Source organism: Rhodococcus sp. 05-2254-2 (assembly GCF_002259095.1).
Classification (GTDB): domain Bacteria; phylum Actinomycetota; class Actinomycetes; order Mycobacteriales; family Mycobacteriaceae; genus Rhodococcoides.
This window is the reverse complement of the sequence record NZ_NOZJ01000019.1, coordinates 382485-403876: the sequence shown is the minus strand read 5'-3', so window position 1 is coordinate 403876 and position 21392 is coordinate 382485. Positions and strand designations below refer to the sequence as shown.

Here is a 21392-nt window from a genome sequence, read left to right as displayed (position 1 = left end):
CACACCACATACCCAGTAGGAGCATCGCCGTGGCACCGACCATCACCGACGCAGGACCCGTACCCAGCACCGTCCGCGGCGACGGCGACATGGACTACCACGCGCTCAACGCGATGCTCAATCTGTACGGGCCCAACGGTGAGATCCAGTTCGAGAAGGATCGCGAGGCCGCCAATCAGTACTTCCTGCAGCACGTCAATCAGAACACCGTGTTCTTCCACGATCTGGACGAGAAGCTGGACTACCTCGTCGAGGAGAACTACTACGAGCCCGAGGTTCTGGACCAGTACTCCCGCGAGTTCGTGAAGTTCCTGATCAACCACGCGTACTCGAAGAAGTTCCGGTTCCCCACGTTCCTCGGGGCGTTCAAGTACTACACCTCGTACACGCTCAAGACGTTCGACGGCAAGCGTTACCTCGAGCGGTTCGAGGACCGGGTGTGCATGGTGGCGCTGACGCTGGCCGCAGGCGACGAGGCCCTGGCCACCGATCTGGTCGACGAGATCATCGCAGGCCGCTTCCAGCCCGCGACGCCCACCTTCCTCAACTCCGGCAAGAAGCAGCGCGGCGAGCCCGTCTCGTGCTTCCTGCTGCGTATCGAGGACAACATGGAGTCCATCGGTCGCTCCATCAACTCGGCCCTGCAGCTGTCCAAGCGTGGTGGCGGAGTTGCGTTGCTGCTGAGCAACATTCGCGAGGCCGGCGCGCCCATCAAGCGCATCGAGAATCAGTCCTCGGGTGTCATCCCGATCATGAAGCTGCTCGAGGATTCGTTCTCCTATGCCAACCAGCTGGGTGCGCGTCAGGGCGCGGGCGCGGTCTACCTGCATGCTCACCACCCCGACGTCTACAAGTTTCTCGACACCAAGCGTGAGAACGCGGACGAGAAGATCAGGATCAAGACGCTCTCGCTCGGAATCGTCATCCCGGACATCACGTTCGAGCTGGCCAAGAAGAACGAGGACATGTACCTGTTCTCGCCGTACGACGTCGAGCGCATCTACGGAGTCCCGTTCGCAGACATCGACGTCTCCGAGAAGTACTACGAGATGGTCGACGACAAGCGGATCCGCAAGACCAAGATCAAGTCGCGCGAGTTCTTTCAGACTCTCGCCGAGTTGCAGTTCGAGTCCGGCTACCCGTACATCATGTACGAGGACACCGTCAATCGCGCGAACCCGGTGAAGGGCAAGATCACTCACTCCAACCTGTGCTCGGAGATCCTTCAGGTCTCGACGCCGTCCACGTTCAACGACGACCTTTCGTACAGTCATGTCGGCAAGGACATCTCGTGCAACCTCGGTTCGCTGAACATCGCCAAGACGATGGACTCGCCCGATTTCGGTAAGACCATCGCCGTGGCCATTCGCGGACTCACCGCAGTGTCCGATCAGACGCACATCTTCTCCGTGCCGTCGATCGAGCAGGGCAACAACGATTCTCACGCAATCGGCCTCGGGCAGATGAATCTGCACGGCTACCTCGCACGGGAGCGCATTCACTACGGCTCGACCGAGGGCATCGACTTCACCAACATCTACTTCTACACGGTGCTGTTCCACGCTCTCCAGGCATCGAATCAGCTGGCCAAGGCTCGTGGGCAGTACTTCAAGGGGTTCCCGGACTCCAAGTACGCGTCGGGTGAATTCTTCGACAAGTACACCGATCAGGTCTGGGAGCCGGCCACACCCAAGGTTGCGAAGTTGTTCGCCGATGCGGGCGTATCCGTTCCCACTCAGGCGGATTGGACGACGTTGAAGGCGTCGGTGCAGGAATACGGGATCTACAACCAGAACCTGCAGGCCGTCCCGCCGACCGGTTCCATCTCGTACATCAACAACTCCACCTCGTCGATTCACCCGGTGGCGTCGAAGATCGAGATTCGCAAGGAAGGCAAGATCGGCCGCGTCTACTACCCGGCACCGTATCTCGACAACGACAACCTGGATTTCTACCAGGACGCGTACGAGATCGGGTACGAGAAGATCATCGACACCTACGCTGCCGCAACGCAACACGTCGATCAGGGCCTGTCTCTGACGCTGTTCTTCAAGGACACGGCCACCACTCGTGACATCAACCGCGCGCAGATCTACGCATGGCGTAAGGGCATCAAGACGCTCTACTACATCCGCCTGCGCCAGTTGGCCCTCGAAGGCACCGAGGTGGAGGGTTGCGTGTCCTGCATGCTGTAGTCGACTCGGTCGGTCGGCCTGTGGCGAATACCGCGATATCGCGGTGCGCCGCGGAGCATAATCAGGCATGGACACCGAAGCGGGCGACGAGGTCGAATCCGATATCGATGTGACGATTGCTCGGAAGGACGCACGTCCTTCCGAGCAATCGTCGCGTGGTCGACACGCCCGACGGCGCGTACCCCGCCGCGGGTTGGGCGAGTGGGATCCAGCCTCACGTGGCCATGATGCGCTCGAAACGGTGCTGGCGCAGAACACCATTCGAGTGCCGGAGCTACTCCCGATCCGCTACGCCCGCATGTCCGCGTCGCCGTGGACCTACTTCCGTGGGGCCGCGGCCGTGATGGCGGCCGATCTCGCGTCGACTCCGCACACCGGCATCGAGGTCCAGTTGTGTGGCGACGCCCATGTGTTGAACTTCGGATTGTGGGCCACCCCCGAACGGAACCTGTACTTCGATCTCCGCGACTTCGACGAAACGCTGCCGGGCCCGTTCGAGTGGGATCTCCAGAGGCTGGCGACGTCTCTGGTGGTTCTCGGTCGCGAGAACGGGGTCGATGCGCGGCGCTCCGATCGGGCGGTCGCAGCGATGACAGCGGCGTACTGCAGAAAGATGAGGGCGTACGCGAAGACCCCGGAGATCGACATCTGGTACGACCGCATCGACGTCGCGGGTTTGCTCGGTCACTTCTCGTCGGGCATCGCCCGCCACGCCGAGAAACTCATCGAAACGAAAGCCGAGCGTCGTACCAGCCGTGGAGCGTCCCGCAAGTTCACCGAGACGAGGGACGGGCGTCGACGAATTCGCGAGGACCCGCCTTTTCGCACCCACGTGGGTGATTCCCAGATCGAACTGGTGCAGGCGGTCATCGCCGGTTACAGCGAGTCGGTCGACGACCATATCTGGAGTCTGCTGTCCAGGTTCCGAGTTCTCGACGTGGTTCGGCAGGTGGTCGGCGTCGGGAGCGTAGGGATGCGGGTGTATCTGGCGCTGCTGGAAGAACGGCGGACGGGCGATCCGTTCTTCCTGCAGATCAAGCAGGCGGGGCCGTCGGTGTTCGAGCGGTTTCTCGAACCGAGCAGGTACGACAATCACGGTGCGCGCGTGGTCAGCGGACAGCGAATGCTGCAGAGTGCCACCGATATGTTCGTGGGATGGACTGCAGTGGGGGACATGAACTTCTACGTTCGGCAGTTCCGTGACATGAAGGTCATTCCCGACGGCGAGATCATCGGGCCGTACCTCACCGAATTCGCAACCGCATGCGGTGAGGTGCTCGCACGAGCGCACGCCCGAAGTGGTGACGCGGAGGCGATCGCCGACTACCTCGGCCGAGGAGACAAGGTCGATCGGGCGATGGTGGCTTTCGCCCACGCCTACGCCGATCAGAACGAGCGCGATCACGCGCAGTTGGTCGACGCCATCGAAGCCGGAACCGTCCCGTGCTCGGTGGGGTGGTGACAGACCGAAGCAGGCGTAGGGGTCGTCTCTGCGGGCAACACTCGCGGCACACTTTGTAGTGCCTACCGGACTTGTCGGACACAACGGGTAGTGTTCGTGTCAGCGACTTTTCACGCAGTTCCGTCCCAGTTCTCGCTCATCGACCTGTAGGTAGGCACCCATGGTAAAGCTCATCGATCGCGTCTCCGCGATCAACTGGAATCGGGTCCAGGACGACAAGGACTCCGAAGTGTGGGAGCGCCTCACCAGTAATTTCTGGCTGCCGGAGAAGGTGCCGGTATCCAACGACATTCCGTCGTGGGCAACGCTGACCGCCGTCGAGAAGCAGTTGACGATGCGTGTGTTCACCGGATTGACACTGCTCGACACCATTCAGGGCACCGTCGGCGCCGTCAGCCTCATTCCTGATGCCATCACTCCCCACGAGGAGGCGGTGTACACCAACATCGCGTTCATGGAGTCGGTGCACGCCAAGAGCTACAGTTCCATCTTCTCCACCCTCAGCTCCACCCGCGACATCGACGACGCATTCCGCTGGTCCGAGGAGAACGTCAACCTCCAGCGCAAGGCCGAGATCGTCCTGAACTTCTACCACGGTGACGATCCGCTCAAGCGCAAGGTCGCGTCGACGCTGCTCGAATCGTTCCTGTTCTACTCCGGCTTCTACCTGCCGATGTACTGGTCCTCACGGGCCAAGCTCACCAACACCGCGGACCTGATCCGTCTGATCATCCGCGACGAGGCCGTGCACGGGTACTACATCGGGTACAAGTACCAGAAGGGTCTCGAGAAGGTCAGCGAGGCGCAGCGCGAGGAACTCAAGAACTACACCTTCGAGTTGCTGTTCGAGTTGTACGACAACGAGGTCGAGTACACCCAGGACCTCTACGACGAGATCGGCCTGACCGAGGACGTCAAGAAGTTCCTGCGCTACAACGCCAACAAAGCACTGAACAATCTCGGCTACGAGGGCCTGTTCCCCAAGGACGAGACGGACGTCAACCCGGCGATTCTGTCGGCGCTCTCACCCAACGCCGACGAGAATCACGACTTCTTCTCCGGTTCGGGTTCCTCGTACGTCATCGGCAAGGCCGTCAACACCGAAGACGAGGACTGGGACTTCTGAGCCCGTTCGCCACGCCGAGACGCTCACGAATTCGGTGGGCGTCCCGGCGGGCGAATGTCCTCGGCGTCCTTGGGCATTCGGCCCTTCTCGCTCAGAGCGCGGCGCAATAGGAACTCGATCTGAGCATTGGTGCTCCGCAACTCGTCGGAGGCCCAACGGGCGAGAGCGTCGTGCACAGCTGGGTCCAACCGCAGCTCTTCTTACGCTCGACGGCCATGGCTCACTGGTACAGCGATCCGGTGTTGACGACTGGTTGCGTGTCTCGGTCGCTGCACAGGACCACGAGCAGATTCGACACCATCGTGGCCTTGCGCTCCTCGTCGAGTTCGACGACGTGCTTTTCCTCCAGCTTCCCGAGCGCCATCTCCACCATTCCGACGGCACCTTCGACGATCTGCTGACGGGCGGCGATGACCGCACCTGCCTGTTGCCGCCGCAACATTGCCTGAGCGATCTCCGGTGAGTAGGCCAACCGGTTGATTCGGGTTTCGATCACCTCGACACCGGCCGAACGTACCCGTGCGTGCACCTCCTCCGACATGGCGGCGGTGATCTCGTCGGCGTTCTCCCGCAACGACATTCGCCCTTCGGCGTCGTACGGGTAGCTGCCGGCGATGTGCCGGACGGCGGACTCGGTCTGGACGGCGACGAACTCCTCGTAGTCATCGACCTGGAACGATGCCAGTGCGGTATCGGCAACCTGCCAGACGACGATGGCGGAGATCTCGATCGGGTTGCCGTCGGCGTCGTTGACCTTGGATTGTCCGGTCTCGTGGTTGCGGATTCGCGTCGAGATGGCCCTGGGACAGGTCAACGCGGTTCGGTCGAACTGTGTCCTCGGTGCGGTCGGGAGTCAGCGCCGGAACCACGCCGACGGCTCGTCGGCGATGGCCTTCTTGATTCGCAATCGCGAAGTGGCCGTGAGGTTTTCGGGGAGCTCGTCGAGTGCGAACCAGGCAACGTCGAGATTCTCGTCGTCGGCCACATGCGGGATGCCGCCGGTGTATCGAGCGAGGAACGTGATGTCCAGATACTGCGCGACGTCGCCGTTGGGGTAGGTGATCGGCTCCGTCACGTCGACGCTCGTCAAGCGCTCGATCGAGGCGTCCACCCCGGTTTCCTCGCCGATCTCACGCAGCGCTGCCGGGGCGGGTTCCTCGCCCGGCTCGAGAATTCCCGAGACTACGGCCCAGGTGTTGTTGTCCGCTCGCAGCGTCAGCAGCACGCGCCGGTTGTCGTCGAGAACGACTGCGCTGACACCGGACAGCCACAACGGCGACGTTCCGACGACACTGCGCAGGGCACGGACGAATTCGGGAATCGGCATCGCGTCAGGAGACGTAGGCGTTCAGGGAGGCGGACAGGTCGTCCAGAACGGCCCGTGCCGCGACGACGCCGCTCCCCGACCAAACAGTGTCGTTGACGGCGAAGACCCGACCGTCGGTGACCGAACCGAGAGCGTGCCACGCATCGGAGTCCATCACCTCGCGCCCGAAGCTCTCGCCGTCGGGGCCCGCGAATCGCACGTAGACGATGTCTCCCTCGACCGGCGTGAGGTTGTCCGACTCGACCGAGAACGTGGCGTCGCGCTGGCTCTGGGGCCGGCCGACTCCGACCTCGTCGAGTATCTGGCCCGCGAACGAGTTCGGTCCGTCCACTTCGATGGAGTCCGCCGCGAATCGGACGACGGACGCCTGGGTCTGGGTGGCGTCGATCTCACGACCTACTCGTTCGGCGTCCGCGGAGAACGAGGCGAGTGCCTCGAATGCCGCCTGGCCGCGACCGAGCGCCGCCGCGGACTGCAGAAAGGTGTCCTTCCAACCCTGCCCCGTTGCGGTGAAGACGGTCGGGGCGATGGCTGTCAGCTCGTCGTACGTAGTCGATCCGAGCGACTCGGCACCGAGGATCAGATCGGGGTCGAGGGCAGCGATGGCATCGATGTCGGGTGAACCCACCGGCCCGACGGACGGAACGGACGCCAGTCCGGTGCCCAGGTACAGCGGTTGGTCTCCGTCGCCCCGGAAATCGGGGTCGATCGTGGCCGCCCCGACGACGCGCTCCCAGATGCCGACCGCGCAGCTCGCGTCCAGGCCTGCGCCATCGAGCACGACGATGCGCTGGGGGTCGGCCGGAAGGACGCTGATGCCCTCGGCATGTCCGACGGGTCTGGTGTCACCCTCGATACCGGTCGGATCGAGTGGTGCCAGTGCGGGGCACAGACCCGCGGTGTCCCGGTTGTTGCCGACCACTCCGGCACCGGCGATGTTCGTGGTGGTGCGAACGATGGTGGATGCGTCGTCCTGCGCCTCGGAGTCGGAACAACCGACCAGCGCCACGGCGGCGGCGAGGCACACGGAGGCGACGGCGCCGATCCTGCGCGGCGCACACGAACGGGGGACTCGTGGATGGAGTGGCAACGCGGGACTTCCTTCGACGGGTCGGGTGGTCTCACACAGTATCGGAAGGCGGCCGTCGCAGAACACCCGAACGGACACCGCGGAGCGTGCGGAATCGGCAACTCCCGCGGCGTCCCCGACTGCGCCGGAAAGGCCGACAGCGCAGGCAGATCGCGCGATCCGGGCACGGCCGATCGGGCCCAATACGACACACGGTAGGACCGGTTCGGCAAGCGTCGGTCCGAAGGTCTACGATTCGAGGAGCGCACGACTAGATGACGTCGCCTCGTGGTTCGAGGTCCGACGCGCAATCAGGAGGATCTGTGACTGCCCTAGCGCCTAGGCCCGCACCTGCGGTGGATGCTGCTCGGCCGTTCCCGCCGCGGACGGGACCGAAGGGGTCGTTCCTGCACAAAGCGGTGACGACAACCGATCCCAAGGTGTTGGGAATCATGTACATCGCGACATCGTTCGCGTTCTTCCTGGTCGGTGGACTCATGGCGCTGCTGATGCGCGCCGAGTTGGCCATACCGGGAATGCAGTTCCTGTCCAACGAGCAGTACAACCAGCTGTTCACCATGCACGGCACCATCATGCTGCTGCTGTACGCGACGCCGATCGTGTTCGGATTCGCCAACTACATCCTGCCGCTGCAGATCGGTGCCCCCGATGTCGCGTTCCCACGGTTGAACGCGTTCTCGTACTGGCTCTACCTGTTCGGTGCCCTGATCACCACGGCCGGGTTCATCACTCCCGGTGGCGCAGCGGACTTCGGTTGGACCGCGTACACCCCACTGACGTCGGCTCTGCACTCGCCGGGCGTCGGCGCGGACCTGTGGATCATGGGCCTGGCGGTTGCCGGTCTCGGCACCATCCTCGGTGGCGTCAACATGATCACCACGGTGATCTGCCTGCGCGCCCCCGGTATGACGATGTTCCGTATGCCGATCTTCACCTGGAACATCCTGGTGACGTCGATCCTGATCCTGCTGGCCTTCCCGCTGCTGACGGCGGCGCTGCTCGGCCTGGCGGCCGACCGCCACCTGGGCGCGCACCTGTTCGATCCGGCCACCGGTGGCGTGTTGCTGTGGCAGCACCTGTTCTGGTTCTTCGGCCACCCCGAGGTGTACATCATCGCGCTGCCGTTCTTCGGAATCGTCTCCGAGGTGTTCCCCGTCTTCTCGCGTAAGCCGATCTTCGGCTACTCGGGTCTGATCTACGCGACGATCGCGATCGCCGCGCTCTCCATCGCCGTGTGGGCGCACCACATGTACGCCACCGGCGCTGTACTGCTGCCGTTCTTCTCCTTCATGACGTTCCTCATCGCGGTGCCCACCGGTGTGAAGATCTTCAACTGGGTCGGCACGATGTGGCGAGGCCAGGTGACACTGGAAACGCCGATGCTGTTCTCGATCGGGTTCCTGATCACCTTCGTCTTCGGTGGTCTGACCGGTGTTCTGCTGGCATCGCCGCCCATCGACTTCCAGGTCACCGACACGTACTTCGTGGTAGCCCACTTCCACTACGTGGTGTTCGGCACCGTGGTGTTCGCGACGTACGCCGGCATCTACTTCTGGTTCCCGAAGATGACGGGCCGGATGATGGACGAGGCTCTGGGCAAGTGGCATTTCTGGCTGACGTTCTTCGGATTCCACGCCACGTTCCTGGTGCAGCACTGGCTCGGAAACGAGGGCATGCCGCGTCGGTACGCCGATTACCTTCCCTCGGACGGGTTCACCGAGTTGAACGTCATCTCCACGGTCGGTGCTTTCATTCTCGGTGCCTCGACACTGCCGTTCGTGTGGAACGTGTTCAAGTCCTACCGATACGGCGAGGTCGTCACAGTCGACGATCCGTGGGGCTACGGCAACTCGTTGGAATGGGCCACCTCGTGCCCGCCGCCGCGACACAACTTCACTGAACTGCCTCGGATCCGTTCCGAGCGTCCGGCATTCGAGTTGCACTACCCGCACATGGTCGAGCGGATGCGCGCGGAAGCGCACGTCGGGCCGGGAGCACACGGCGGTAAGACCACCGCAGTACTCGAACAGGCCCGCCGGGCCCCGATCGCCACCAGCGATCACGAAGGATCCGGAGACCCGGACCCCAAGTAGTCCACAGCGCAGCGAGAGCCCCTCCCGGCTACCGGGTGGGGCTCTTCGCTTGCGACAATCTCGTGGCGTGTTCGGGCTCGCTCGTCCACGACAGGTGACACGAAGACCTATCCGGCCGCTGGGGCCGTGCACGAAAGGGAGATTCGGTGACTTCGAGCGACACCGCAGTGCTGGTGACGGTGACGGGACCCGACAAGCCGGGCGTCACATCGGTGCTGTTCGCAGCACTGTCACGGCACAACGTCAGTCTGCTCGACGTCGAGCAGGTGGTCATCCGCGGCAGATTGACACTGGGCGTTCTCCTGTCCTGCCCGCGCGATCCCGAGGCGCTCCAGGAGGAGCTCGAGGACGCGATGGCGACGGTCGGCGTTCACGTCGATGTCGAGATCGACACCGCGCGGGGCGGTGGTCAGAGCTTGGCCACCCACGTCGTCGTCGTTCTCGGACGACCCGTGACAGCGCGTGCTTTCAGCACCATCTCCCGTGAACTCGCCCGCCAGGGCGCGAACATCGATTCCATACGCGGAATTGCCGACTATCCCGTCACCGGCCTCGAACTGCAGGTGACCGCGACCGACACGTCGCCGGATGCCGACCTGCAGTTGCGCACGGGGCTCGCGGCCATCGCAGCCGGAATCGGCGTCGACATCGCCGTGCAGCGCGGCGGAATCGCACGGCGATCCAAGCGACTGATCGTGTTCGACGTCGACTCCACGCTCGTCCAGGGTGAGGTCATCGAAATGTTGGCTGCCCGCGCGGGACGCGAGGACGAGGTACGTGCGGTCACCGAAGCTGCCATGCGCGGTGAGATCGACTTCGCGGAGTCGCTCGAACAGCGGGTCGCCGTGTTGGCGGGACTCGACGAATCCGTCATCGACGAAGTGGGCGAAAGTCTGGAACTGACCGCGGGGGCCAGAACCACCATCCGCACCCTCCGGCGTCTCGGCTTCGCCTGCGGCGTCGTGTCCGGGGGATTCCGACAGGTCATCGAGGGCCTCGCTCACGAACTCGAACTCGATTACGTCAAGGCGAACACTCTCGAGATCGTCGACGGCAAGCTCACCGGACGGGTCATCGGGGAAGTGGTCGATCGTGCTGCGAAAGCGACCGCACTCCGTGAATTCGCGGCGCAGTCGGGAGTGCCGATGGAGCAGACCGTCGCCGTGGGCGACGGAGCGAACGACATCGACATGCTCACCGCAGCAGGCCTCGGGGTTGCCTTCAACGCCAAGCCTGCGTTGCGAGAGATCGCCGACACCGCCATCTCCCATCCGTACCTCGACGCGGTCCTGTTCATCCTCGGCGTCACCCGCAACGAGATCGAAGCCGCGGACGCAGTGGACGGGGGAGTCCGCCGCGTCCCGATCCCGTGACCGGCGATCCCGTGACCGGCGATCCCACGACCGGCGACACATCGGATGATGTGGTGGCCGAGACTGCAGTCGAGGAATTCTCACCGGAGAACACGTTCGTCTCGCGCCACGCCGAGCTCGCTGGTGGGTACGGCGGAGCGGAGGACCCGGCAGATCCGGCACAGGTTCTGGCGATGCCGTTGGTGCTGCACATCCCCAAGATCGATCCGCCCCTGCGCAGCGAGTTGCTCGAGGCGGCTGCACGAGCAACCGTTGCGTTGTGCCTGGACCCACGAGTGGGCGTGGACGCGTCCTGGAACGAGGCCTTCACCGAGTGGACGTCGGCCCGCATCCGGAAGGTTGCCCGACGTGCACGCGGTGCGCAGTGGCGTGCGGCGCAGGACGTTCCTGGTGTCACGGTCGACGTCGGGGGAGCGTCGGCACGTGCATTCGTGCCCGGTCGGGTCGGAGATCTGGATCCTCGGATCAAGCGGCTGCAGATCGGCGGAACCGACGTGTCGGCCGACGACGAACCTTCGGTCTCGGCCGGACCGGTGCTGTGGGTCGACGCCTCCCTGTCGATGACGGTGGGCAAGGCAGCCGCTCAGGTGGGACACGCGTCCATGCTGCTGGCGGGTGCGATGAGCACAGCGCAATGCCGCGAGTGGGCTGCGTCGGGCTTCGAATGTTCGGTCCGATCCGCGAACCCGGAACAATGGACGCGTGCACTGGGCGAGGTTCGTGCCGGTCGCGCCGTCGCGGTGCGGGATGCAGGCTTCACCGAAGTGACACCCGGTTCGACAACCGTCATCGCTGTTCCGTAGCTCTGGGGTCCACTGTCGTACAAGTGGCTATGCCGAACATATCCAGTAGCCCCGAGACTGGAAGCATGTTCACCTCACCACGTCGTCTACTAGCCGGTCGCCGACTCCCTGCTCGGTTGGCTGCCCTCTACGTGGGGCTGTGGCTGTACGGGGCGTCGATGTCGTTCATGATCGCCGGTGGACTGGGCGTCAACCCGTGGGACGTCTTTCATCAGGGGCTCGAAAGCCACCTGTCGCTCAGCTTCGGAACCATCACCGCGATCACCGGCGCGGCCGTACTGCTGATGTGGATCCCGCTACGGCAACGTCCTGGCCTGGGCACCGTGAGCAACGTGGTGGTGATCGCAGTTGCGGTGGACACGACGTCGGCGATGTTGCCGGACCTGGACGGGCTCCCGGTGAGGACCCTGGCCATGGTGTCGGGCATCGTGGTCAACGCGTTCGCCACCGCGCTGTACATCGGTGCCGGGATGGGTCCGGGGCCGCGAGACGGACTGATGACCGGTCTGGTGGCCAGGACCGGATGGTCGATTCGCCTCACCCGCACCGGAATCGAGTGCACGGTGGTGCTCACCGGTTGGTTGCTCGGCGGGACGCTCGGCGTCGGGACGGTTCTCTATGCGCTCGGAGTCGGTCCGCTCGTGCAATTGTTCATGACTCACCTGCCTGCGCTGCGCAGCACGAGGACCGTCGATCCGGTCACCGATATCGTCGAACCCGGTTCCAGCGCAGTGGTATCGGAGGGCACACCGTCCACACTCGAGGAATCGAGAACCGGAACGAACCGGGACGACGACCAACTCGGGCACGCCAGAACGATATCGGCTGGCCCTCCGGAATGGAGAACGAGGAGCGAGCTGGCATCGTCGACCTGCCCGCCGTCGGAGGCGAAGGAGCGGACGTCGGAACCGTCCACCCAGGCCTGAATGGTGCGCACCGAATCGTCGTTCCATCGGTCCGTGTCGAATTCGACTCCGGCGGAATCGAACCACACCAGATCGGGTCGGCCGGTCGGTGTCGCGCGGCCGGTGAAGAACTCCTGCTGACGCAGTGTCGGAGCGCTCGCTCGGACACGAAGGAGTCGACCCACGAAGCGAATCATGTTCTGATCGGCACTGTCCCAGTCGATGGCCCAGGCATCGGCCGCCGGTGCATCCTCGGCGATGCAATACGCGTTGTTGTTGCCTCCCTGACTGTGTCCCAGTTCGTCGCCGGCAAGGAGCATCGGTGTTCCGGTCGAGAGCGTCAGGGTTGCCAGAAGTGCCCGGACATGGCGTCCCCTGGCCTCGGCGACGGATGGATCCTCGCTCGGACCCTCCACTCCGTGGTTGACCGACGAGTTGTTGTCGGTACCGTCCCTGTTCTCTTCGCCGTTGGCCTCGTTGTGCTTTCGGTCGTACGACACCAGATCTCGGGCGGTGAACCCGTCGTGCGCGGTGACGAAGTTGATAGACGCCCATGGCAAGCGTCCACTGCTCGCGAAGAGGTCCTCCGAACCGGCCAGGCGCGAGGCCAATTCGCGGACGCCGTGCTGGCCCGCCCAGAAGCGTCGGACCGTGTCACGGTAGCGATCGTTCCATTCCGACCAGGCCACTCCGAAGTTGCCGACCTGATAGCCGGCACCGGTGGCATCCCACGGCTCGGCGATCAATTTGACCCGAGCCAGGACGGGATCGGTGGTGATGGCGGTCAACAACGGTGCGCGAGAATCGAATCGCCAACCGCCGGGTCGGCCGAGAGTGCTGGCGAGGTCGAATCGGAACCCGTCCACGCCCATGTCCTCGACCCAGTACCGAAGGCTGTCGCACACCATCCGCACGACCGCGGGCGACGCGGAATCGAGAGTGTTGCCACAGCCGGTCAGATCGACGTCCGATCCGCGTCCGTCCAGCAGGTAGTAGCCGGGCGCATCGAGCCCACGCCAGCTGATGGAGGGGCCGTCGATCGCGGATTCGCACGTGTGGTTGTAGACGACGTCGAGGATCACCTCGATTCCGGCAGCGTGCAGCGCGTCGACCATGGTGCGAAATTCGTCCACCTCGTCACCGGGAACGGCGGCGAAGCGCGGATCCGGTGCGAAGTACGCACCCGTCGAGTACCCCCAGTGGTTTCGCATCCCCCTGGCACGGACGCCGGGTTCGGTGAATGTGGTGTGTACGGGCAGCAATTCGACCGACGTGATGCCGATGCGCGCGAGATGTTCGAGGACGGCCGGCTCGGCCAGGCCGAGGTACGTACCGCGAAGATGCTCGGGGACAGCAGGATTGCGGGCCGTGAACGATCCCACGTGCAGCTCGTACAGGACGGTTCTGTCCCACGGAACCTCGGGACGAGCGGGACGGCCGACGCGATCGGGGGCTGCGCGGACGACGCCGAGCGGGAGGTGGCCGAGCGAGTCGCGAGAACTGGGCGCACCGAACGGGTCGTCCTCGTAGGCGAGCAACGCCGACGGGTCTCCGAATGCTCCGATCACCTGGCGTGCCGCGGGATCGAGCAGAATCTTCGCACCGTTGAACCGGCGCCCGGAGTGCGGATCCCATCTTCCGTGGGCACGGAAGCCGTATCGATCACCGGGCCGCACTCCCGGGACGAAGGCGTGTCGAACTCCGAATGTCCGGGTGTTCAGTTCCACCCGTCGTTCGCCGCCGTCCGGATCGATCAGGCATACCTCGACTCCATCGGCCTCGGGTGCGTGGACTGCAAATTGCGTGCCAGTCGGCAACGCGGTGGCACCCAGTGGGAACGGTGATCCGGGCGGGTTCGAGGCGGACTCGTCGCCGGTGGTCCGGTGGGAGCTACGAGGCAGATCGTCATTGGGCGACACGCGTGCACATCCTGCCGTGAATGCGCGGTCGATGTGCGGGAAGATAGGCGTCGTGTCTGAACCGGATCCCGACCTGCTCGTAGATTTCACCGACGTAGTCGTCCGCCGCGGCGGTGCGACCCTGGTGGGACCCGTCACCTGGAAGGTGGAACTGGACGAACGGTGGGTTGTCCTCGGCCCGAACGGTGCCGGAAAGACGTCCCTGCTGCGTATCGCAGCGGCCGAAATTCATCCCACGTCCGGTGTCGCCCACGTTCTCGGCGAGGTCATGGGCAAGGCCGACGTCTCCGAACTCCGACCGCGGATCGGTCTGTCGTCCTCCTCGCTGGCGCAGCGCATTCCGGCCGACGAACTCGTATCCGATCTGGTGGTGTCCGCCGGCTACTCGGTGTTGGGGCGCTGGCGTGAGAAATACGACGCGGTCGACACCGAGCGTGCAGTGGAAATGCTCGAGAGCCTCGGTGCCGAGCATCTCGCCACCCGCACCTACGGCACGCTGTCGGAAGGCGAACGAAAGCGCGTTCTCATCGCCCGCGCTCTGATGACCGATCCCGAACTGCTGTTGCTGGACGAGCCTGCGGCAGGTCTCGACCTCGGTGGACGCGAGGAACTGGTGGCGCGGCTGACCGACCTCGCTGCAGATCCCGACGCCCCCGCGACCGTCCTGATCACCCATCACGTGGAAGAGATTCCGCCGGGATTCAGTCACGCGTTGCTGCTCAAGGAAGGCGGGGTGGTGGCGCAGGGACTGGTCGACGACGTCATCACCGCAGAGAATCTGACCGAGGCGTTCAGTCAGTCGATCGCACTCGATCGCGTCGACGGTCGCTTCTTCGCGCGGCGGACCCGCGCTGCCGGGGCGCACCGCCGATAGAGCGGACCGATCGACTCCGCTGCACAGTGCAGCGGTACGTTCCCTTTCATGAGCTCGAACAGTGCTGCCGATCACGTACAGGCCCGGGACGCCTCGACGGTCATCTTGATTCGTGACGGCCTGTCACGACCCGACATCGAGGTGTTCCTGCTCGAACGTGTCGGTGGCATGGCCTTCGCGGGTGGCATGACGGTGTTTCCCGGTGGCGGCGTCGACCCCTCGGACGCGGCAGCGGACGTCCGCTGGGCAGGACCGCCGCCGTCGTGGTGGGCCGAGCGCTTCGGAACCGACGAGGGCAAGGCGCAGGCCCTTGTGTGTGCCGCGGCGCGCGAGACGTTCGAGGAGTGCGGTGTGCTGCTGGCCGGCTCGACACCGGATTCGATCGTTGCCGACACCGCTCCGTTCGCGCTGGAGCGGGGTCGGCTCGAGCGCCGTGAGGTGTCGTTCGCCGAATTCCTCACCGCCCACGACCTCGTTCTGCGATCGGATCTGCTCCGGCCGTGGTCGCACTGGATCACCCCGGTGGGCGAAGCTCGACGGTACGACACCCGGTTTTTCGTCGCAGTGCTGCCGGAGGGACAGAATGCGGACGGCGAGACCAGCGAGGCGGCGTCGGTGAGTTGGCGGTCCACCGGTGACGCACTGGCGGACTGGCGGTCGGGGAACACCATCCTCCTTCCGCCCACCTGGAGCCAACTCGACGCACTGTCTCGGTTCGACACCGTCGCACAGGTCGTCGACCACGACCGCGAGATCGCCCCGGTTCTACCGATCCTCACCCGCGACGAGGGGACGGTCCGGGTGCTCTTCGACGGCGACGACGCGTACTACGCCGGAACGCGCCATCCCTGGTCGGATCGCTAGTCCTCGGCCCGGTAGCCTTTCGGCCCATGGCTGAGTTCGTGAATCTCGAAGTGTCCGACGGCATCGGCACCATCCGCCTCGACCGTCCGCCGATGAATGCGCTCGATCGGCAGATGCAGGACGAGATCCGAGCGGCGGCACGCGAGGCCACGGTGAATGCCGACGTCAAGGCCGTCGTCGTCTACGGCGGCGAGAAGGTCTTCGCCGCCGGTGCCGACATCAAGGAGATGGTGGCGCTGTCCGCGTCGGAGATGGCCGCGATCGCCGGAGATCTGCAGTCGGCCCTCGGCTCGCTCGGTACCATTCCCAAGCCCGTGGTCGCGGCCGTGACCGGGTACGCACTCGGTGGTGGGCTGGAGGTTGCACTGGGTGCGGACCGTCGGATCGCCGGCGACAACGCCAAGTTCGGTGTCCCCGAGGTGCTGCTCGGTGTCATCCCCGGCGGCGGCGGAACGCAGCGGCTGGCTCGGCTGATCGGCCCGAGCCGTGCGAAGGACATGGTCTTCACCGGCCGCTTCGTCGGTGCCGAGGAAGCGTTGCGTATCGGATTGGTGGACGAGGTGGTGGCACCGGACGAGGTGTACAACGCAGCGCGCGCCTGGGCCATGCAGTTCACCACGGGTGCATCGCGAGCGCTCGCAGCGGCGAAGGCGTCGATCGATCAGGGGCTCGACGTCGATCTCACCACCGGTCTTCGGATCGAGGCTCAGCAGTTCGCGGCGCTGTTCGCCACCGAGGATCGCACGATCGGGATGACGTCCTTCGTGGCCGACGGCCCTGGTAAAGCAACCTTCACCGGACGGTGAAGCAACGGTCCCGCAGAGCAGAGTTGTTCCACAGCTACCGGATAGTAGGCTCGCCTGATGACTGCAAGCCCCCACGACGGTGTCAATCGATCGATCTCGAACGCGGTGCCTTCGGCGTCGTCCGAGACCGATGACCGCCAGGTCGATCCAGCCCCGAACCCGCACGCCACTGCCGAGCAGGTCGAGGCCGCACGGTCGGACACCAAACTGGCTCAGGTGCTCTATCACGACTGGGAAGCCGAAACCTACGACGACAAGTGGTCGATCTCCTACGACGAGCGATGCATCGACTACGCGCGCGGCAGATTCGATCAGGCGGTGTCCGGTGACGCGTCGGCGCACTCCGCACTGCCGTACGGCCGCGCCCTCGAGCTGGGCTGCGGTACCGGGTTCTTCCTGCTCAACCTGATGCAGGCCGGCATCGCAGACAAGGGCTCGGTCACCGACCTCTCGCCCGGCATGGTCAAGGTCGCTCTTCGCAACGCTGAGCACCTCGGCCTGGACGTCGACGGCCGGGTCGCCGATGCGGAGACGATTCCGTACGACGACAACACGTTCGATCTCGTCGTCGGGCACGCCGTCCTCCATCACATCCCGGACGTCGAACAGTCCCTGCGCGAGGTGCTGCGGGTACTCAAGCCGGGCGGTCGCTTCGTTTTCGCGGGCGAACCCACCACGGTCGGCAACTTCTACGCGCGGTGGCTCGGACGCATCACGTGGGAGGCGACCACCCGCGCGACCAAACTTCCGTTCCTGGCGAGCTGGCGCAAGCCGCAGCAAGAGCTCGACGAATCCTCGCGAGCGGCGGCACTGGAGGCCGTCGTCGACCTGCACACGTTCGATCCCACCGATCTCGAGCACATCGCGCTGTCGGCCGGTGCCGAGTCCGTGCAGGCGAACACCGAGGAGTTCGCCGCCGCTCTGCTCGGGTGGCCGGTACGGACCTTCGAGGCCGCAGTACCCGAGGGCAAGCTGGGATGGAACTGGGCGAAATTCGCCTTCGGCGGTTGGAAGACACTGAGCTGGGTGGACGAGAACGTGCTGCAGCACGTGGTCCCGCGCGGACTGTTCTACAACGTGATGATCACCGGCATCAAGCCCGCCCCTCGCGCTTGATCGGCTCGGACCGCCGCAGGCTCTGCACTCGAGTCCGCTAGTGGGCTACGAATTCACCGGCACCGACCTCGACTTCCTTTCGAGCGAGGCCGGTGCCGGAGCTCTTGCTGCGGTCGACGATCTCGAGCTCAGCGCTCGAACGTCGGTGCGCGACACGGCCTCGGTGCGCGCTCGCTTCCCGGACCACGCGAGTGCACTGATCGAAACCGTCACGGTCCGGCGCAAGGCCCGAGTGAAGTTGGTCGACTCCGATCGGTGGCTGGTGACCGACGAGGCGGTCCAGCAGGCCACGCCGACGCTCGTCGCGCGGAGGCGGGCCGCTCGACTCGCGGGCCGACGGGTGCACGATGTCACGTGTTCGATCGGCAGTGAATTGTCCGTCCTCGTCGCTACGGCGGAGTTGGCGGTGGGCAGCGACCTCGACCCGATTCGGCTTCGGATGGCCGCACACAACGTCCCTGAGGCCACTCTGCTGTGCGCCGACGCACTGACCCCGACGACGCGTGAGACCGTCGTCGTTGCCGATCCCGGCCGCCGAGCAGGTGGGCGGCGACGCCACGACCCGGCGGCTCTGCAGCCGCCGCTCCCGGATCTGTTCGACGCCTATCGAGGCCGAGACCTGGTCGTCAAGTGTGCGCCCGGCCTGGATTTCGACGCGCTCGACTGGGCCGGCGAGATCGAGGTGGTCTCGCTCGACGGGGGAGTGAGAGAAGCGTGCCTGTGGTCGATGGGGTTGAGCGAGCGCGGTGTTCGGCGCCGGGCAGCGGTTCTTCGATCCGACGGCAGTGTTCTGGAATTCACCGATGCCGAGTCGGACGACATTCCGGTTCGGCCCCCCGGCCGCTATCTGGTCGATCCCGACGGGGCGGTGGTCAGAGCCGGCTTGGTTCGGCACTACGGAGCCAGATTCGGTCTGTGGCAACTCGATCCGAGAATCGCGTATCTGACCGGCGACACCGTTCCGGCCGGGGTTCGCGGCTTCCGAATTCTCGAGCAGTCCAAGTTCTCGGAGAAAGTGCTTCGGCAACAACTGAATCGGATGGATTGCGGCTCGGTGGAGATTCTCGTCCGCGGGGTCGACGTGGATCCGGCGATACTGCGGCCCAGGCTCAAACTGCGCGGCTCCGTGGCGTTGTCGGTGGTGATCGCCCGAGTCGAACGGTCCGCGGTGGCGTTCGTCTGCGCTCCGGGCGCTGTCGCTCAGCCCGTGTAGGTGAAGATCTCGCCGAGGTAGCTCGCGGTGACGACCTGGCCGTCCGGGCCGATGGACGTGCCGACGGTGGTGCCGACGACGTCGGGAACCGGTTGCACGTCCACCGTTTCTCCGGTGGCCGCATCGAACGTGAGCAGGGCCAGCCCGTCGTCCTCGCGTACGACGGTATGGCCGCGTCCGTCTGCGGATTGGGCTGCGCTGCCTGCCTGTTCGATGTCGTCGCGGACCCACACTCGCTCGGCCGAATCTCCGTTGTCGCGCACGCCCATGAGGGTGCCGTCTCCGCCCGACGGCACGATCGTGCCGTCGAAAGCGATCGAGGGACTGGCACCGATGCCGAGCCCGGTGCCCTCGGTCCACTTCTGTCGCCCGTCGGCGGTGTCGAACGCGGTCAACCTGCCGTCGACGTCGGCCAGGTAGACCGTCGACCCGTCCTCGGACAGCACCGGACTCGACGCGACTCCGGCGGGCAGCAGGTCCGAGGACCAGCGTTCGACGAGTCCGGGAGAGCCGTCCCGGTCGTACTGCACCGAAACGAGTTGTGGTGCAATCGAACCCGGACGCCACAGTGTCAGGTACATCGTTCCGGTCGCACTGTCCACCGCGGGTGCTGCGGGTACGGGGCATTCGGATCCACCCGAGCTGCACTGGGCGAGTCCGGTGTCCATCGGCTGAAAATCGGAGTTCGGCTCGGTCAGGAAATCCGGCGTCGGAACCAGATCCAGAATGGGCACTCGAAGTTGCCCGTTCTGCGAATCGAGAACGCTGACCTGGCCCATCTGGGTGATCGAGAGCAGGCTGCCGTCCCCGAGGAACTGGGCGGACTTGGGCACTCCGTACACCGGTGTGCGCCAACGCAGTTGTCCGTGGTCGTTGTACGAGTTCATGCCGCCGTCGTCGCCGATGTAGACGTTGATGGCCGAATCGACGGTCGGCGTGGCAGTGACGACGGACGGCCCGACTCGATTGCACCAGCGCTTGCGGGCGGAGTCGATCTCGAACGAGAAGAGGTTGCAGCCGGATTCGGTGGCGGCAGTGACGAACATCTGGCCCGTCGATCCTATGGACACCGGAGAGGTCACCGTGCCGCCCGTGGGGCGCGTCCAGTCCAGGGACAGCGGTGTCGACACCGACACGTCCGTCGAGCCGCTGTTGTGCGAGTTCGCATGCGCTGCGGGCCACGAATCAGGGGAGAGCGGTTCGATGGCCGAGGTGTCGGCGCTGCAACCGCTCACGGTCACCACGACTATCGCCGCAGCGACCGCAGTGACCCTTCTGCCGGTCCTGCCCTTGGCCGTGACGCCGCGCATCGATCGCTCCCCGTGTCTTGATTTCCGTGCCCGACGTGGTGCCGGTGCGTCCGTGTTCGTCTCGTCGACGAGCAACAGTCGACAGGCAACCCTAGCCCGCGCAAGGGTGCCGGCAGAGAGCGGGCGAACGAGAAACTAGGGTGAACGTCCATGACGAGTATGTGGAACGCGCCGCTGCGGACACGCTGGCGCGGGTCGAGACGACGCGACACCGAGCAGGCGCGGTTCCTCACGCGCTCGTCCCTCGACTGGGTGCTCGCCAACAAGGCGTACACGCCGTGGTACCTCGTGCGGTACTACCGCCTCGCGAAGTTCAAGCTCGCCAATCCGCACGTGATCCTGAGGGGCATGGTGTTTCTCGGCAAGAACGTGGAGATACATTCGACCCCGGAACTCTCTCGTCTCGAGATCGGGCGCTGGGTCCACATCGGCGACGGTAATGCCATTCGCTGCCACGAGGGCTCGCTGCGGATCGGCGACAAGGTGGTGTTCGGTAAGGACAACGTCGTCAACACCTACCTCGACATCGAGATCGGCGCATCGACGCTGGTGGCCGACTGGTGCTACATCTGCGATTTCGATCATCGGATGGACGACGTGAACATGCCCATCAAGGATCAGGGAATCGTCAAGGGCCCGGTGCGGATCGGGCCGGACACGTGGATCGCCGCCAAGGTGACGATCCTGCGCGAGACCAGGATCGGGCGGGGCTGCGTGCTCGGAGCCCACGCCGTCGTCAAGGGTGAGATCCCGGATTACAGCATCGCGGTCGGGGCCCCGGCCAAGGTCGTCCGCAATCGCAAGGACGCGTGGGAGGCCGGTGCCGCCGACCGCGCGAAATACATTGCTGCGCTGGAGGATATCGCCCGCAAGAAGGCGCTCGGACAGGCCGAGGCGGCGCGGGAGATCTGACTCC

17 protein-coding genes and 2 pseudogenes are annotated in these 21392 nt (G+C 64.9%); 13 read left to right on the top strand and 6 right to left on the bottom strand.

Annotation, left to right across the window (positions count from 1 at the left end):
* Nucleotides 1-29: 29 nt before the first annotated feature.
* The 3 genes from nrdE to nrdF all read left to right on the top strand — a co-directional run bounded on the left by nrdE (nucleotide 30) and on the right by nrdF (nucleotide 4783).
* Entirely contained in the window at nucleotides 30-2195 is a 2166-nt protein-coding gene (nrdE, locus tag CH283_RS21575) for a class 1b ribonucleoside-diphosphate reductase subunit alpha (protein ID WP_068045844.1), read from the top strand.
* A 67-nt stretch (nucleotides 2196-2262) separates the two neighbouring features.
* Complete coding sequence (locus tag CH283_RS21570) at nucleotides 2263-3657, top strand: DUF2252 domain-containing protein (protein ID WP_094642275.1); 1395 nt, start codon at nucleotides 2263-2265, stop codon at nucleotides 3655-3657.
* A gap of 160 nt (nucleotides 3658-3817) precedes the next feature.
* Nucleotides 3818-4783, top strand: a complete 966-nt coding sequence (gene nrdF / locus CH283_RS21565; RefSeq protein WP_008717549.1) for a class 1b ribonucleoside-diphosphate reductase subunit beta — start codon at nucleotides 3818-3820, stop codon at nucleotides 4781-4783.
* A 23-nt stretch (nucleotides 4784-4806) separates the two neighbouring features.
* Here the strand turns inward: nrdF and CH283_RS28430 are convergent, their stop codons facing one another.
* The 4 genes and pseudogenes from CH283_RS28430 to CH283_RS21550 all read right to left on the bottom strand — a co-directional run bounded on the left by CH283_RS28430 (nucleotide 4807) and on the right by CH283_RS21550 (nucleotide 7137).
* Nucleotides 4807-4959: a hypothetical protein gene (locus tag CH283_RS28430; protein WP_176460491.1), complete on the bottom strand. Its 153-nt coding sequence runs from the start codon at nucleotides 4957-4959 to the stop codon at nucleotides 4807-4809.
* Between the two features lie 44 nt (nucleotides 4960-5003).
* Nucleotides 5004-5597 (bottom strand): annotated as a pseudogene (locus CH283_RS21560) (SPFH domain-containing protein); the annotation flags it as partial.
* A gap of 39 nt (nucleotides 5598-5636) precedes the next feature.
* A complete protein-coding gene (locus CH283_RS21555; RefSeq protein ID WP_094642274.1) occupies nucleotides 5637-6110 on the bottom strand; it encodes an NUDIX hydrolase in 474 nt (157 codons plus the stop codon).
* Between the two features lie 4 nt (nucleotides 6111-6114).
* Nucleotides 6115-7137, bottom strand: coding sequence for an ABC transporter substrate-binding protein (locus CH283_RS21550; protein ID WP_255183287.1), 1023 nt, complete (start codon nucleotides 7135-7137; stop codon nucleotides 6115-6117).
* Nucleotides 7138-7502: 365 nt separating this feature from the next.
* Here CH283_RS21550 and ctaD point away from each other — a divergent pair, with 365 nt between their 5' ends.
* From ctaD to yczE, 4 genes and pseudogenes are all read left to right on the top strand, one after another.
* Nucleotides 7503-9293, top strand: coding sequence for an aa3-type cytochrome oxidase subunit I (gene ctaD, locus CH283_RS21545; protein WP_068045815.1), 1791 nt, complete (start codon nucleotides 7503-7505; stop codon nucleotides 9291-9293).
* A gap of 146 nt (nucleotides 9294-9439) precedes the next feature.
* The gene (gene serB, locus CH283_RS21540; RefSeq protein ID WP_068045812.1) at nucleotides 9440-10666 is read left to right on the top strand and encodes a phosphoserine phosphatase SerB; all 1227 of its coding nucleotides are present in this window, start codon (nucleotides 9440-9442) and stop codon (nucleotides 10664-10666) included.
* Nucleotides 10663-11469, top strand: a complete 807-nt coding sequence (locus CH283_RS21535; protein WP_176460490.1) for a peptidyl-tRNA hydrolase — start codon at nucleotides 10663-10665, stop codon at nucleotides 11467-11469. The genes serB and CH283_RS21535 overlap by 4 nt, the downstream gene beginning before the upstream one ends.
* 65 nt (nucleotides 11470-11534) lie before the next feature.
* Nucleotides 11535-12137, top strand: a pseudogene (gene yczE / locus CH283_RS28850) (membrane protein YczE); the annotation flags it as partial.
* Here yczE and glgX read toward each other — a convergent pair.
* A complete protein-coding gene (glgX, locus tag CH283_RS21525; RefSeq protein WP_176460488.1) occupies nucleotides 12128-14293 on the bottom strand; it encodes a glycogen debranching protein GlgX in 2166 nt (721 codons plus the stop codon). The pseudogene yczE and the gene glgX sit on opposite strands and share 10 nt — an antisense overlap.
* A gap of 31 nt (nucleotides 14294-14324) precedes the next feature.
* On the opposite strand from glgX, the gene CH283_RS21520 reads away from it, so the two are divergent.
* From CH283_RS21520 to CH283_RS21500, 5 genes are read left to right on the top strand one after another with little or no spacing between them, the layout of a single operon-like run.
* The gene (locus tag CH283_RS21520) at nucleotides 14325-15167 is read left to right on the top strand and encodes an ABC transporter ATP-binding protein (RefSeq protein WP_068045832.1); all 843 of its coding nucleotides are present in this window, start codon (nucleotides 14325-14327) and stop codon (nucleotides 15165-15167) included.
* 48 nt (nucleotides 15168-15215) lie between these two features.
* Entirely contained in the window at nucleotides 15216-16031 is an 816-nt protein-coding gene (locus CH283_RS21515; RefSeq protein WP_094642273.1) for an NUDIX hydrolase, read from the top strand.
* 26 nt (nucleotides 16032-16057) lie between these two features.
* Nucleotides 16058-16837 (top strand): enoyl-CoA hydratase/isomerase family protein, encoded by a 780-nt coding sequence (locus CH283_RS21510; RefSeq protein ID WP_094642272.1) that lies wholly within the window; start codon nucleotides 16058-16060, stop codon nucleotides 16835-16837.
* 57 nt (nucleotides 16838-16894) lie between these two features.
* Nucleotides 16895-17953, top strand: coding sequence for a class I SAM-dependent methyltransferase (locus CH283_RS21505; RefSeq protein ID WP_094642271.1), 1059 nt, complete (start codon nucleotides 16895-16897; stop codon nucleotides 17951-17953).
* Between the two features lie 40 nt (nucleotides 17954-17993).
* Entirely contained in the window at nucleotides 17994-19166 is a 1173-nt protein-coding gene (locus CH283_RS21500; RefSeq protein WP_094642270.1) for a THUMP-like domain-containing protein, read from the top strand.
* On the opposite strand, the gene CH283_RS21495 is transcribed toward CH283_RS21500, so the two are convergent.
* Nucleotides 19154-20476 (bottom strand): outer membrane protein assembly factor BamB family protein, encoded by a 1323-nt coding sequence (locus CH283_RS21495; RefSeq protein WP_094642269.1) that lies wholly within the window; start codon nucleotides 20474-20476, stop codon nucleotides 19154-19156. The genes CH283_RS21500 and CH283_RS21495 overlap by 13 nt on opposite strands.
* Nucleotides 20477-20626: 150 nt before the next feature.
* Here CH283_RS21495 and CH283_RS21490 point away from each other — a divergent pair, with 150 nt between their 5' ends.
* Nucleotides 20627-21388, top strand: coding sequence for an acyltransferase (locus CH283_RS21490; RefSeq protein WP_094642268.1), 762 nt, complete (start codon nucleotides 20627-20629; stop codon nucleotides 21386-21388).
* Nucleotides 21389-21392: the final 4 nt, after the last annotated feature.

Bases quoted from the DNA above. Each gene is read 5' to 3' on its own strand.
- CH283_RS21570 (WP_094642275.1), top strand. From the start codon at position 2,263: ATGGACACCGAAGCGGGCGACGAGGTCGAATCCGATATCGATGTGACG.
- nrdF (WP_008717549.1), top strand. From the start codon at position 3,818: ATGGTAAAGCTCATCGATCGCGTCTCCGCGATCAACTGGAATCGGGTC.
- CH283_RS21555 (WP_094642274.1), bottom strand. From the start codon at position 6,110: ATGCCGATTCCCGAATTCGTCCGTGCCCTGCGCAGTGTCGTCGGAACG.
- CH283_RS21520 (WP_068045832.1), top strand. From the start codon at position 14,325: ATGTGCGGGAAGATAGGCGTCGTGTCTGAACCGGATCCCGACCTGCTC.
- CH283_RS21515 (WP_094642273.1), top strand. From the start codon at position 15,216: ATGAGCTCGAACAGTGCTGCCGATCACGTACAGGCCCGGGACGCCTCG.
- CH283_RS21510 (WP_094642272.1), top strand. From the start codon at position 16,058: ATGGCTGAGTTCGTGAATCTCGAAGTGTCCGACGGCATCGGCACCATC.
- CH283_RS21505 (WP_094642271.1), top strand. From the start codon at position 16,895: ATGACTGCAAGCCCCCACGACGGTGTCAATCGATCGATCTCGAACGCG.
- CH283_RS21495 (WP_094642269.1), bottom strand. From the start codon at position 20,476: ATGCGCGGCGTCACGGCCAAGGGCAGGACCGGCAGAAGGGTCACTGCG.
- CH283_RS21490 (WP_094642268.1), top strand. From the start codon at position 20,627: ATGACGAGTATGTGGAACGCGCCGCTGCGGACACGCTGGCGCGGGTCG.